Here is a 14,826-nt window from a genome sequence, read left to right as displayed (position 1 = left end):
AAAATGTGTCCTTCTGCCTCCATAACTAAAGTTTTCAAAATAACACTGTTCATTTACGAACACTAACTATACGTTTTTGAACAGTTATTTCACAAAAAAGCCCTGAATATGATCAGGGCCTAACTTGTTTGGTTGTTGTTTTTTTATTTGAATACAATAGAACCGTATTCGGTCTTTATCGAAACATTCGATGATCCACCTGAACCAATCTTTCCTGCATATTTTTTAACTTCATCATCTTCACTAACCATTCTTGATGATACATTTGAGCCGTATTTAAATCCTGTGTAAGCGGTAGAAATATTAAAATTACCATTATAACCATTGCCAAAGCCTAATCCTACACTTGCATACTCTCCTTCAAAAACAAAGCTTTTACAAGCCGGTGTAACCTCTGCAACACTTAACCGGTTATAGTCCATATTTATATTAGCATCACCATTTAAACTGCCTAAAGTAACATTGGTATATTCGGTTTTTAAAGTAAGTTTGCCTACACTGGTAACAGAAAGACTGCCATAACCTTGCTTAATTACGGTATTTCCTTTAATACTATTGATGTTTACCTTAGCATATTCCGTATTCAGTAATAAATTACCGCCAATGTTTCCAACGGTTAAACCACCGCCATATTCTACTTTCAAATCAGCAGATTTTCTAATGGTATTTACATTCACGGTAACATATTGAGCATCTAATTCTAAAGTACCAACAGCACCAATGCTTACACCACTGCCATACTCATGTCTTACAACCGCTGCATTTAAATCCTGAATACTTGTTTTACCATATTGTACATTGATGTAATTATTGCTATTGCTTAAATTGCCAACAGTAAGGTTACCGTATTGTACTTTAAATGAAGTTGGGCCTGAAAAATTGCCTAAATCTATATTTCCATACTCCTGCATGGCCGTTAGCGCATTGGTTGCCGGCATGTAAACAACGTAATTTACTTTAACTTCTCTACGCCAGGTGGTAACCCCATTTCTAACACCCCTGCCATAACGGCCATTTCTATCTTGCATAATTGTTTTAACCGATACTAAATCACCATTTTTAGTCGCATCAATACTTACTTCATCAATTAATTTCTGAACATCGCTGCTCGAGTTGCTGTATGCTTTGATATCAACATCAACCCGAAACTCTTTTTTATCCCAGGTTTTAATGACGATAGATCCGTATTGATTACTCAAATTAATTTTATCGCTGCCATCAACACTAAAGCTTTTACTAAAGGTTTTTGTTTTTTCGGCATCACTTCCTGATTGCACCACATCCTGATCAGGAGCAGTGGAAGAATTTACTGATGATGAGGTAACGGTATTTACAGCATAGCTTGTTGAGCCGTTACTGGTAACAACAACCCCCTGTGCATTGGTTTTTACGGCGATGAAAGCCATAAAGGCTAAAAATATTTTAATTGTTTTCATTTTTTTAATTGTTAAACATTCAAAAACCTAAAACCTGCCGGCTGGCTTAGGTTTATAAACGCAGTGAGCGTATTGTTTGAATACAAGATCGTGTATCTGGGTATCAAGATTTTACCATCACCATCTTTTTGCATCTATATTTAAATCTGATTAACTCTTTTGTAATCGTCAACCTGGTTAATAATCATTAATTGTTGTTTTAATAATTGCAATTGAAGTTCACGATTTTTCACCATTGCCTTAACTACATAAAGTTGATTTGGCGTTGTAGGTAATTCTGCTTTTAAGCGTTCGTAATCTTCATCCAGCTTTTTTAAATCGCTGGTAAATTTTTTATATAAATCAGGGTTTGCTGAAGCAAAAATTGCAAGACTATCTCGTTTTTCAGTAATTAAACCCGCAAAATGAATCTCTTTTTTTGCAATCGCTGCATTAACATCAGCGATTTCGATGTCTCGATTTCGCATGCTTCCTACGTAAAGCCAGGTTAAACCTAAAACAATTACGATAGATGCTGCTGCACTGATCCATAAATACAGGTTTACCGGCTTTTTTTTCTTTTTGCTATCCAGCTCCTGCTCTATCTTTGCCCAAAGACCTGCAGATGGCTCCAGCACATCAAACGATTTTCGGTTTTCTTTAACAAAGGTTTCTAATCTATTATTCATCTCTCATCCCTTTCGATTCTAAAATACTTTTTAACTTCTTTTTGGCCCGCATATACTGTGTACGGCTTGTATTTTCACTTATTTTCAAAATATGCGATATCTCTTCATGATCATAGCCCTCCAGCAAGTACAAACTCAGTACCACCCTGTAACCATCTGGCAATTCGGTAATGGCTTTTCTAATCTCATCAGCCTGCAATTGTATATCATAATCATCAGCAATCGCTTCATCCGGTATCTCGGCAATTTCATCAGTTCCTACAAATTCAAATTTTCGTTTGCGTAGGTAATTGATTGATTTATTGATTACAATCTGCTTTAACCAAAGTCCAAAGGTAGTTTCCTGCCTAAAATCAACAATTCTGGTAAAAGCATCTAAAAAAGCCTCCTGCAAAACATCTTCAGCCTCTTCTTCATAATTCAAAATGCGCAGCGCCACATTATACATTGCCTTTGCATACAGTTTATACAATTCAAACTGCGCTGCCCGGCTGCCCTGCATGCACTCTTTTACTAGCTGGAGGTTCTTATCGACGTATACGGCTTCCAAAATTTTGTTGATTCTGTTTATAAGACATAGGGAAAATTAAAACGTTGCATCAAGGTATAAAAAATTTCAATAAACTGTTCAGCATTATGCTTCTGCAAGCTATATGGTATTGTAAATAAAAATCAAAATATAGCTGTATCGGAAGCCCCATTATGAAAAATTGGTGACTTAATCATCATAAATTTGAAATCACTGAAACAAACAATTAACTTCATGCCATGGAAACCGATTTAATAATCAAAGAGATAGACGAGGCACATAAAAAGATCAACGGGGCTTTAATGAATAAGAATACAAATGCTTATTTAAGTTGTTTTGATGAAAGCTTAAACTATACCGAAGCCAATGGCGAAACCCTGAATAAAAAGCAATTGGCTATTGATATTGACCGGTATTTCAATAAAACAAGGGAGATCAGCACTACGCATTACAGAATAAAATCGGCTGTTGAAGGTGGTATTTTCTCCGAAAAAATTGCCCGGAAATCTGTCCTTCAAATAAAGAAACTCTTACTTTTTTCTAAAAAACAAACCATCCAAACAGAAGAAATTTACCACTGGAAAAATATTGATGGGATTTGGAAGATAATAAAAGTAGAGATAACGCTGGAAGAGAAGTACTGATTCGTTAATTTTTAATCCGGTTCAGACCTCTGGAAAGGATATTCGTTTTAAATTAATTTCCTTAAATCTTCATTCTCAAACTTTAAAACAAAATCGGTATTTTTGCCGCTCAAATTAGAATTATAATTATGTTAAGAACAGTAACTTGTGGTGCATTAAGCCTTCAAAATTTAGGTGAAAGTGTAACCCTGTGTGGTTGGGTACAAAAATCAAGAGATTTAGGCGGCATGACATTTATAGACATCCGTGATCGTTATGGTATTACTCAGTTGGTTTTTAACATGGATGATAACCGTGAGCTTTGCGAAAGAGCACGTACCTTAGGTCGTGAATTTGTAATTAAAGCCATCGGTACCGTTGTAGAAAGAAGCAACAAAAACCCAAAAATATCTACGGGTGATGTAGAAATCAAAATTACAGCTTTAGAAATTTTAAATCCGGCAAAATTACCTCCGTTCATGATTGATGATGAGACTGATGGTGGTGATGAACTTCGGATGAAATATCGTTACCTGGATTTACGTCGCAATCCGGTTCGTAATAACCTGATTTTACGTCATAAAATGGCTCAGTCTGTGCGCCGTTATTTAGATGCATTAGATTTTATCGAAGTAGAAACGCCAGTTTTAATTAAATCTACGCCAGAGGGCGCAAGAGATTTCGTGGTGCCTAGCCGCATGAATGGTGGTGAGTTTTATGCGTTGCCACAATCTCCTCAAACCTTTAAGCAATTATTAATGGTTTCGGGTTTCGACAGGTACTTTCAAATTGTTAAATGTTTCAGAGATGAAGATTTAAGAGCAGACCGTCAGCCTGAATTTACACAGATTGACTGTGAAATGTCGTTTATTGAACAGGAAGATATTTTAAACACCTTCGAAGGCTTAATCCGTACCTTATTTAAAGAAGTACGCAACTATGATTTACCTGCCGTACCTCGTATGCAGTATGCAGATGCGATGCGTTTATATGGTTCTGATAAGCCTGATACCCGTTTTGCGATGCAATTTGTTGAGCTTAATGAGTTGGCAAAAGGAAAAGGTTTCCCTGTTTTTGATCATGCTGAATTGGTTGTTGGTATTAATGCTAAAGGTGCTGCCGGTTATACCCGTAAGCAATTAGATGAGTTAACAGAGTTTATTAAACGTCCGCAAGTTGGTGCTACAGGATTAATTTATGCCCGCCATAATGAAGATGGAACAATTAAATCATCGGTAGATAAGTTCTTCAATGAAGAAGACCTGAAACAATGGGGTGAGGCTTTTCAAACGGAAAAAGGCGATTTACTTTTAGTTTTAGCGGGCTCAAAAGATAAAGTTCGCAAACAGTTAAACGAGCTTCGTTTAGAAATGGGTAACCGTTTAGGCTTGCGTGATAAAAATACGTTTTCTGCTCTTTGGGTTTTAGACTTCCCGCTTTTAGAATGGGATGAAGAAACAGAACGTTACCACGCCATGCACCACCCATTTACCTCGCCAAAACCTGAAGATATTGCCATGCTCGATACCAATCCTGGAGAAGTGCGTGCAAATGCTTATGATATGGTTATTAACGGAACTGAAATCGGTGGTGGTTCTATCCGTATTCACGATAGACAATTGCAGGCCTTAATGTTTAAACATCTAGGTTTCAGCACGGAAGAGGCACAGAAACAGTTTGGTTTCTTAATGGATGCTTTCGAGTTTGGTGCACCGCCACATGGTGGTATCGCCTTCGGCTTTGATCGTTTAACTTCAATTTTTGCAGGTCTAGATTCAATTCGTGATGTAATCGCTTTCCCAAAAAACAATTCAGGTCGCGATGTAATGATTGATAGTCCGAGTACAATTGATGACAAACAATTAAAAGAATTGAAAATCAAAACTGACTTTTAGGAAATAGTTTTTAGCTATAAATTAAAAGTCCTGTATTATTTTTAAATAACACAGGACTTTTTTATGAGAGGATTTTCATTTACTAATAAATAATTACTATACCATTATATTATTAAAATTTAAAATCCATCAACAATAAAAAAGGTCGGACTCTCTAATCCGACCTTTTTATTTAATAATACCGGCTCTTAATATCCAGTATTTTGTTGCCCATTTAATGATGGATTTGCAGATATCTCAGTCTGTGGAATTGGTGCAATTGTCTTAGGATCAGTTGCAATTAAGCTACATTGAGGAGATGTAAGCTCTAAAGGATCATTACAAAAATTACGTTGCATTGTAATACCATTTCTCATCAAATCAAAAAATGATTGTCCTTCAAACATTAACTCTTTTCTTCTTTCCAATAAAATGGCGTTCAATAAGTTTGCTCCGGTAAGACCAGAAAGCGGCGCTAAGCCACGTTTAGATCTAATACTATTTAAATCTATTAATGCCTCTGCATCTTTTCCACCAACTTTATTTTCGGCTTCTGCTCTATTTAATATAATTTCAGATAAACGAAGTACTTTAGGGCTATACATTCCTTGTGCACCATCTTGTTGTTTATATTTATTATTTTGGAATTCAGTTGGACTATTGCTGAATGCACTTATAAATGATGTATATCTTACATCATTAACTTTATCAAATACATTAACTAAATCTGGTGAAACACGAACATCTCCATAACCAGGTTTCAAATAAATGTTACCAATATTATCAGAGCCAAGACTTTCAGTAGATAAAAATTTTACGGTAAAAATTTCCTCATCATTTTCAGTAGATGAATAAAACGAAGGAAGATCAGCTGCAGGTGTAACTGCGAAACCTGTATTACCAATTACTGCATTTGCTTCTAAAATAGCATTAGCATTATCTCCTTTATAAAGATATACTCTCGATAATAAAGCTGAAGCTGCAAATTTACTTGCGGTTACTTTATCTGTAGCAGTAGTACTTGCTAATAATGTTTTAGCAGCATTCAAATCATTAATGATCAGGCTATAAACGTCAGCAACTGTATTTCTTGCGGGATAAGCAGTAATATCAGAGACCAAAACGATTGGAACCCCAAGTTGAGCCCCATTTCCCTGATTGTATGGTTTTGCAAATACACGTACCAAGTCAAAGTAACCTAAAGCACGAATGAAAAGTGCCTGACCTTTTGCCAGATCTTTTTCAGCTTGTGTTGCCGAAACTTTATCGACACTGTTAATAATGTTGTTAGCTCTCGAAATCGTAGCATACATTGCTGTCCACATTGCTAAAGGATCTGCATCATTTGCCGCATATGTTCTTTGAAATGTAGATAAATAACGGTTACTATTGGCTTTCGAAAGATATACATCATTTCCACTTAAATCACCATAAATGTATAGTGAACGTCCATAATAATTCACGCTACGCATGCTCGCATACATACCTAAAATAGCAGAGTTTACACCTTTTATAGTACTTAGTGCATCTCCTGTATTTAAAGCGTCCTTTGGATTTAAATCCAACTGTTTAGTGCATGATGATAACAAAACACTAACCATCATAACACTTACAATTAAAATCTTTTTCATATAATATAATTTATATAATTACTACAATGATATATTTACTCCTGCGGTAATACTTTTATTTATTGGATATTTAAATACATCGTTACCAGTTACCCCTACTTCTGGATCAACACCTTTATAATCTGTAATTGTTAATAAGTTTACACCTGTAACAAAAACTTTTAATGATGATAATTTAAGTTTTTCAGCAACTTTCGATGGTAGATTATAACCTAATGTCACATTTCTTAAACGTAAAAAGTTGTTATTTTCGATCCATCTTGTTGAAGCACTTGCAGAATTTTTATTTCCACCAGAAACTGGTTTTGGTCTATCAGCGTTTTGTCCTGGAGTAGTCCAAAAATTGTCTCCTGCATCTTTATAATAACCCCACTGCCAGCGTAAACCGTCAGAGTCAATATTACTTAAAGTTTGATCGTAAACTTTAGCACCTAAGCTAGCATAAAAGAAAAACGAGAAATCAAAACCTTTATAACTAAATGAGTTATTTAAACCAAGGTTATATTTAGGAAGAGCAGAGCCTGCAACTTTTCTGTTTTCTGTTCTACTTGCAATCGAATAGCTATTTGTAGTTGTTTTGCCATCAGCAAGATACCATAAAGGATCACCATTATTAGGATCAACACCAGCCCAAACAGGAAGAAACCATGAACCTAATGATTCGCCTTCTCTTGTTATGCCTAAAGTACCGCCAATAATATCTTTACCTCCGTAAAGTTTTGTTACTTTATTTTTATTGTAAGAGAAGTTAAAATCAGTAGTCCATTTAAAACCACCTTTAGAATCAACGTTTATGCTGTTTAAAGTAGTTTCGAAACCTCTGTTATAAACAGAGCCTACGTTCATGAAAGTTGTATTGAAACCACTGGTTCTAGAAACAGGAACACTCAATAATAAGTCATCAGAAACTCTGTTATAAAAATCGAATGTACCTCTTAATCTGCCATTAAATACGGCAGCTTCCAAACCTACATCAAATTGTTTATTTTTTTCCCATGTTAAGTTAGGATTACCTGGAGTTGAAGGAGCACTACCGCCAGATCCGTTATAGGTAACACCGCTATAAGTATATAATTGTTGAGCAACATAATTACCTAGTGCTCCAAAATCTGCATTACCAGATGTACCATAACTAGAACGTAAACGTAAATCAGAAAAAACTTTTTGGTCTTTCATGAATTCCTCAGAGATAATTTTCCATGAGCCACCAACTGAATAGAAAGTAGCATATCGGTTATTAGCACCAAAACGTGAAGATCCATCTCTTCTAACTGAAGTAGTTAAAGAATATTTATTATCGAAGGTATAGTTCAATTGGCCTAAATAAGATAAGAAAGAATATTCTGCTTGACTACCAGCTACACCATTAGGTGTTCCAAAAGTGCCAAGTTCCTGAAGTTTTTGATCTACACTACCCAATCCATCTGCTGAAAAATTAGACGCATTATTTCTTTGATATTCCGTCAATAATAAATAATCAAACTGATGACGTGTATCTTTCAGGCTGAAATTACCGAATAACGAAGACTGTGAAGTAAAAGTATAAACATTATTTTGAGCCTGAATCAACTCTCCGCTTTTATCAGGAGTTGCGCCTAAACCATTACCTGTTGTTGGATCGAAGTAATTTTTAGAAGCCGAGTTGATTAAATCAATTGCTACAGTTTGTTTAATGTTTAACCATTTTGTTGCTTTTATTTCAGCAAAACCTCTTCCTATTCCTCTAAACTGTTTAAGTTTATTATAATTCAACTGATTAGAGTATAAAAAGTTATCGCCTGTAAAACCTCCGTATTCAGCTTCTGATCCTGTAAAAAGAGAACCATCCGGTTTATAAGGATAAACATGTAACGGGCTGTTGGTTAATGTACTTAATATAGGGCTTGAATAAAATCCCCCACCGTCTGCATTGTTTGTATTAGAAAAAGAGGTATTAAACGATAATCCTACTTTTAACCACTCTTTAGCTTGATTCTCTATATTAAGATTTGCATTCATTCTCTCAAAACTAGAGTTCGGAACAGTTCCGTCTTGTTTAAAATATCCTAATGATAAAGCATGAGTTGTTTTTTCACTTCCCCCACTAATACCAAGATCATAACCTTGTGTTGAACCATTTTTAAAGGCAGCATCAACCCAATCAAATGTTTGGTTTAACATTGATGCTGGGTATGCTGCATTAATTTGAGCAGGTGTTTGCCCGTTTAAAGCTAAAACAGACCTTTCATAATTGTAAACCTGATCAGCATTCATCATGCCCCAATTTCCAAAACTTGGTTTAGTAGAACCTACCTGAGCACTAAAATTAATTTTAGACTCGCCTGATTTTCCTTTTTTGGTTGTAATTACAATTACACCATTTGCACCTCTTGAGCCATATAAAGCTAATGCTGATGCATCTTTTAGTACAGTAACACTCTCAATGTCGTTAGCATTCAAATTAGACAATACATCATTGGTTTGTCCAATCGCCGATGGATCTTGTGCGAACTGACCAGTTGGAATAATAATACCATCCAAAACATATAACGGCGCAGCTGAAGCTGTGATAGACCCAACACCACGTACACGTACGTTGGACTGAGATCCTGGCTGTCCTGAAGCAGTCATTACAGTTAAACCAGCTGCTTTACCTTGTAATACGTCATTAACATTTGTAATTGACGTATTCTGAATGTCCTTGGCATCTACTCTTGCAGACGAAATTGCAGATTTACCTTTTGTCTGATTGCCATAACCTGTAACAATTACCTCTGATAATTGATTATTATCTGGGACAAGCGTAATGTTAACATTAGAAGAGTTTACGATTTTAGATTGTGTTATAAAACCAATGTAAGAGAACTCTAATACAGAAGAGCCTGATGGTAAAGTAAGTGTGTACTTTCCATTTGAATCGGTAACGGCACCAGCTTGTGTACCTTTTACTTTTACAGTTACCCCAGGAATGGGTAGTTTGTCATCCTGTGAAGTAACTGTACCCGTGATTGTTCTATCTTGTGCCATTGCCGTAAAAGCAACAAACATTAGAATGAACAAACTTTGTAGAAGTTTTTTCATGAAAATTTAAGTTAGTAGAATAATATGTCTGTTAAAAAGCTAAAGATAGGAAGCTAAATATTTTTTTTAACGAAATTTAACACATTGAAGACAATTTATGTCTTTCTTATGACACAACTAAATAAATAGTTTGATGGCATTTTGTCCTTAAATAAACCCATCTAATTGATATAGAATCAAATAAGGCAATTAGACATAAACTTTACATAATAATCAATTTAGCATTTAAATTGAAGACAAACTAATAATAATAAGTTATTTTCTGTTCAGTATGTAATTGAAATGATACAAAAAAGCCCCGGCTTTAAAACGGGGCTTTCATTAATAAGTTTCACTATCTGGCGGTATGCCGTAATCGATAAATTTCTTTTCTTTTTTATCCTTTTTCTTTCCAAACCAGCTTTTAACGGAGTTAAAAATTGCAGATAAATGTTCTGCATCTAATGCCTTTCCTAATTTGCCTGATGCAAGACCAACTACTGCTTTAGTTAAAAATCCTGAACTCTTGAAAATAGTTTTGTTCATAACCGTCGGCAAAAGTAAAGACATGATGGTTCCGCTGATGTTGAATTTATCATCAACCTTAAATAAATTGCTTGGCGTAGCGTACTTCTTAATAAGAGAGCCTAATGTAAATTGCTTAAAAAAAGCTTTACTATCGGTTTTTAGCAAGGTTTGTTTGGAAGTATATTCTAACTTAAGCTCTAACTTTTTTGCCTGCAGGTCTTCCAGTGTTCTGATGGTTTTATAACTTCTCATCTTCATCCTCCTCCTTGTCGGCTAATTTATCGAAGTACTTTCTAATGGCAACATTAATAATGGCTTTCTCAATATATTTATCTTTTGTAAGGTAAACAATAATGGCCAGCGCAATATAAATTAGAGATACGCAACCAAAACCTGCTGCATAGCTGTGTAAAACTGATGATAGATATAAAGCCAGTGTTACTGAACCGAACAAAAATGCGAGAATAAAACATACTATAACTGCCGTACTGGTTACTATATCTGCAAATGCTTTAGAAGCCTTTTCTACTATGTATAACCTCGTATATTCGATTCTTGCTTCTAAATAACCTTTGGTGTCATCTATAAGGTCTTCAATACTTTTCTCTTTATTTTCTTGCATAGTTTAGATGTATTTAACCGGGCAAAATATGCCCGGTTATATGTTTTTATCGGTTAAGCGTGTTCTACATCGTCACTATACTCTTCTTCAACACTTCTTAATTTGGTTTTGATAGAACTAACAACTTTATCTTTAAGGTTAGCCAGACTGTTGATTTCATCAGCTGCTTTATCCTTGATAGAATCCCCAAGATCTTTTAACGACTGGCTTAATTTGTCGCGGGTTTCTTCACCTTTCTCTGGTGCGAATAAAATACCTAGAGCAGCACCGGCAGCTAAACCAGCTAAAAGAGCAACTACAACTTTTGAGTTATCATTCATAATAATGTATTTTTAAGGGTTAACAATTCATGTACAATATAAATATAACTAACTACTATAGTATTTTATTGTTAAGCTATAAATTATAACTCATTTAGCTCATTATTTGTTTTAATTCTTTCCAATCTTTCTGACGCCAGCGTACTGGTTTCATAAATTTTAACAAGCAATATAAAATAAGATAATAGTAGCGGCCCAAAAACAAGCCCTAATATTCCAAATAAGGGTATACCAATAATTACGCCAATTACAGTTATAATGGGATGAATATTTCCAACTTTTTTCGCAATGATAAACCGGAGCACGTTATCAATGTTAATAATGACTACAAAACCAAAGATGAGCATCGCCCAGCCTTCAAAATTATGCCCGTTCGCTATTTGCAAAATGGCAGCTGGCACAAAAACTACTGGCGGACCCAAAACGGGTACAAAAGAAATAAATGTTGTAATTATGCCCCAAAATACAGGGTCCTGATAGCCCAGGATATAAAATGATAGACTAACGAGTGAGCCCTGAACCAAACAAATAAGCCCCTGCCCAAGTACATTTGCATAAGTGGTATTTCGCATTTCATCTCCAAAACGTAATGCATTTTGCTCTCTCAATGGAGCATACTTAATTAATGACCGTTCAAATTTAGAGCGCTCAATAAGCATAAAGTAGAGTAAAAAGTACATGACCAGTAAACTTAATATAATATTTACTGCACTGGATATTAATGATGGAAAGAGTTGTGTAGCCCAGTTTCCAAGCCTGTTTAATCCTTCCTGAATTAAATCCTGATTAATTTTAACAGGGCTTAGATGCTGCAACTTAACCAGCAGGTTTTTAAAGAAAATTTCATTATTTCTAAGCTCGGAGATTTTACTGATCACCATGCTGCTTAAAGCATAAAATGGGAGAATAATTACAACAATACTGACAGTAATTAAAGAAATAGCGACAAATCTCCTGTTCCAGCCTTTATTTTCGGCCAGATAAATATAAGCCGGCCTCATTATGGTATAAAGCACCAGGGTACTGAGTATTGCGCTAAATATACTTTGCAAAGAATAGGCAATTAATAATCCAAGTGCTATTATAATAACAAGGTTTATATTGTTGCGCTGTTTATAGGAGAACACCGACATATAATTGGGACGATTTGGTATTCTTTAAATGTTAAAACCTGTAATTTTGTTTTGTTTAAATTAATTTATTCCAAATCGTCAATCTTAATGCCTTTAATTTTATTGTAAAGTGTTTTTCTATCGATCTTCAGGATTTTGGCGGCTTTAGTTTTATTGAAATTAACCTCTTTCAGTACATTTAAAATTGTATCATATTCTGCTTCCTGTGCAGCATTTTTCAAATCTTTTGGCTTTTCAACAAGTTTGGCCTTAGCTTGAATGAGCGGCTTATCCGAATCGTAGAATTTAGCATTATTAGCCAGTTCAAGTGGCAAAACATCTACCTGTATTGTATTCGTATCGGTTAACAGCGCTACTCTTCTGATTACATTTTTTAATTCCCTAACATTACCCGGCCAGCTGTAGTTTAAAAAACACTCTTTTACACTATCAGAAAAACCTTTGATATTTTTATTTAATTCCTGATTTGCAATAGCCAGAAATTTATCAGCAAAAATGAGGATATCATTGCCCCGTTTCTTTAAGGATGGCAGGTGAATAGAAAACTCATTAAACCGGTGGTACAAATCTTCTCTAAAAGTACCTTTTACTATGTTCTCTGCCAGATTTTCATTCGTTGCCACAATAATACGTACATCAAGATCAATCTCTTTAGTGCTCCCAATACGTTTAACTTTTCTTTCCTGTACCGTTCTTAACAAAGTAGCTTGTATTTCGTACGATAAGTTACCAATCTCATCCAAAAACAATGTACCTCCATTGGCTTGTTCAAAGTGGCCGATTTTAGTATACAAAGCCCCTGTAAATGAACCCTTTTCATGCCCAAAAAATTCACTTCCGGCAAGTTCTTTTGTTAACGAGCCGCAATCCATTGCTACAAAAGGTTTATCCTTTCTTAAGCTGTTTAAATGAATTGTTTTTGCAACCGCTTCTTTACCGGTACCACTTTTTCCGGTTAAAATAATGCTGTAAGAGGTTGGTGCAATTAACTGGATTTGTTTTAATAAAGTGGCCGACACTTCACTTTTACCATCAATATATTCGGTATTGTTGATGTAATCAGAATCTTCATTGTTGTTTTTCTGACCCGAACTTTTACTCTCATTAAGGGCTCTTTGCGTTTCAAGTGCCTTGTTAATGGTGTTCAATATTTCGTCAGGATATAATGGTTTGGTGATATAATCGTATGCTCCAAGCTTAATTAATTCAACGGCTAACTTAATATCAGAATAGCCGGTAATAATAATTACGCCGGTTGTAGGATAGTTGTCTTTAATCTTAATCAGAATTTCTTTGCCATCTGTGTCATCCAGGCGGTAATCACAAAGAACAAGATCGAACGTTTCATTTGTTAAAATTTCCAGTGCAGAGTTACCTGTTATTGCGTTAGAAACTTCAAATCCATTTCTCACCAAAAATTTTGAAAGTAAAAGTCCAATATTTACTTCATCATCAATTATCAGTATCTTTTTTTTCATCAGGAGGAGCCTTTTTAATCTAATTAAATTTCATTTTTATGTTGTTCACATGTAAATGAAGCTTTAGTTCAGAAATTTAGCTGCACATAATTACTTAAAAAAAATGGAATTGGGAAATTTTTTCTACACTTTTTCGTTTTAAAATAGAATTAATCATACAAAATATCAGTTTCCCGTAAATACAGGCTTCCTTTTCTCTACAAATGCAGAAACACCCTCTTTAAAATCCTCTGTCTCAAAACACTTGCCAAATTCAGAAATCTCAGTCTGGTAGCCGTTAACGTCATTTATTGATGAGACAACAGACTTAATAGCCGCTGCAACTGCCAGTGGTGCTCTTTGCTTAATGATATTTAAAATTTCTTCCGCCTTGCTTATTAAATCTGTCTGAGGAACAACATAATTAACCAATCCAATTTTTTCTGCATCAACCGCACTAACCATACCAGCGGTGGTAATCAATTCAATAGCTTTACCTTTTCCAACCAACTGGGTTAACCGTTGCGTACCGCCATAACCGGGAATTAAACCTAAAGTAACTTCGGGCAGGCCAAGTTTTGCATGATCAGATGCAATACGCATATGGCAGGCCATTGCCAGTTCCAATCCACCGCCCAAAGCAAATCCATTTATAGCAGCAATAAAAGGTTTGGGCGAATTTTCTATCGCATTAAATACGGCATCCTGGCCTTTTTGAGCCAATTCTTCGCCTTGCTTCCCACTGTAATCAGAAAATTCTTTAATGTCTGCTCCGGCCACAAAAGCTTTTTCACCTGCCCCCGTTAATATTACTCCTCTAACTTCATTGGTTTTACCCGCAAAAGCAATTGCCTCTGCAAGTTCTGTCAGGGTTTCTTTATTTAATGCATTTAATGCCTTTTCACGGTTAATGGTAAGGTATAAAATGCCTTCTTTAATTTCTGATATTAAATTCTGGTATGCCAT

13 protein-coding genes are annotated in these 14,826 nt (G+C 35.2%); 2 read left to right on the top strand and 11 right to left on the bottom strand.

Annotated features, from left to right (window positions below):
• Positions 1-143 precede the first annotated feature (143 nt).
• The 3 genes from O0955_RS05330 to O0955_RS05320 form a co-directional block, all read right to left on the bottom strand.
• Positions 144-1,436 carry a hypothetical protein gene (locus O0955_RS05330; protein WP_269426487.1) on the bottom strand — a complete coding sequence of 431 codons (1,293 nt, stop codon included), beginning with the start codon at positions 1,434-1,436 and terminating at the stop codon, positions 144-146.
• A gap of 140 nt (positions 1,437-1,576) precedes the next feature.
• Entirely contained in the window at positions 1,577-2,104 is a 528-nt protein-coding gene (locus O0955_RS05325; RefSeq protein WP_269426486.1) for a hypothetical protein, read from the bottom strand.
• Positions 2,097-2,606, bottom strand: a complete 510-nt coding sequence (locus O0955_RS05320) for an RNA polymerase sigma factor (protein ID WP_428982395.1) — start codon at positions 2,604-2,606, stop codon at positions 2,097-2,099. The genes O0955_RS05325 and O0955_RS05320 overlap by 8 nt, the downstream gene beginning before the upstream one ends.
• Positions 2,607-2,872: 266 nt before the next feature.
• On the opposite strand from O0955_RS05320, the gene O0955_RS05315 reads away from it, so the two are divergent.
• Positions 2,873-3,277, top strand: a complete 405-nt coding sequence (locus O0955_RS05315; protein ID WP_269426484.1) for a hypothetical protein — start codon at positions 2,873-2,875, stop codon at positions 3,275-3,277.
• A 128-nt stretch (positions 3,278-3,405) separates the two neighbouring features.
• Positions 3,406-5,151: an aspartate--tRNA ligase gene (aspS, locus tag O0955_RS05310; RefSeq protein ID WP_269426483.1), complete on the top strand. Its 1,746-nt coding sequence runs from the start codon at positions 3,406-3,408 to the stop codon at positions 5,149-5,151.
• A 188-nt stretch (positions 5,152-5,339) separates the two neighbouring features.
• On the opposite strand, the gene O0955_RS05305 is transcribed toward aspS, so the two are convergent.
• From O0955_RS05305 to O0955_RS05270, 8 genes are all read right to left on the bottom strand, one after another.
• On the bottom strand, positions 5,340-6,761 hold the full coding sequence (locus O0955_RS05305; RefSeq protein WP_269426482.1) for a RagB/SusD family nutrient uptake outer membrane protein: 1,422 nt from the start codon (positions 6,759-6,761) through the stop codon (positions 5,340-5,342).
• 21 nt (positions 6,762-6,782) lie between these two features.
• Complete coding sequence (locus O0955_RS05300; RefSeq protein ID WP_269426481.1) at positions 6,783-9,821, bottom strand: SusC/RagA family TonB-linked outer membrane protein; 3,039 nt, start codon at positions 9,819-9,821, stop codon at positions 6,783-6,785.
• A gap of 321 nt (positions 9,822-10,142) precedes the next feature.
• Positions 10,143-10,586, bottom strand: coding sequence for a hypothetical protein (locus O0955_RS05295; RefSeq protein WP_269426480.1), 444 nt, complete (start codon positions 10,584-10,586; stop codon positions 10,143-10,145).
• Complete coding sequence (locus O0955_RS05290; RefSeq protein WP_269426479.1) at positions 10,567-10,950, bottom strand: phage holin family protein; 384 nt, start codon at positions 10,948-10,950, stop codon at positions 10,567-10,569. Before O0955_RS05290 ends, O0955_RS05295 begins: the two co-directional genes overlap by 20 nt.
• A 53-nt stretch (positions 10,951-11,003) precedes the next feature.
• A complete protein-coding gene (locus O0955_RS05285) occupies positions 11,004-11,270 on the bottom strand; it encodes a YtxH domain-containing protein (protein ID WP_269426478.1) in 267 nt (88 codons plus the stop codon).
• Between the two features lie 83 nt (positions 11,271-11,353).
• Entirely contained in the window at positions 11,354-12,403 is a 1,050-nt protein-coding gene (locus O0955_RS05280) for an AI-2E family transporter (protein WP_269426477.1), read from the bottom strand.
• Positions 12,404-12,468: 65 nt separating this feature from the next.
• A complete protein-coding gene (locus O0955_RS05275; protein WP_269426476.1) occupies positions 12,469-13,881 on the bottom strand; it encodes a sigma-54-dependent transcriptional regulator in 1,413 nt (470 codons plus the stop codon).
• A gap of 165 nt (positions 13,882-14,046) precedes the next feature.
• Entirely contained in the window at positions 14,047-14,826 is a 780-nt protein-coding gene (locus O0955_RS05270; RefSeq protein WP_269426475.1) for an enoyl-CoA hydratase/isomerase family protein, read from the bottom strand.

The organism is Pedobacter punctiformis (genome assembly GCF_027213715.1).
In the GTDB taxonomy this organism is placed as follows: Bacteria; Bacteroidota; Bacteroidia; order Sphingobacteriales; family Sphingobacteriaceae; genus Pedobacter; species Pedobacter punctiformis.
Note: the sequence above shows the minus strand (reverse complement) of the source record. Positions and strands in the feature narration are given on the sequence as shown.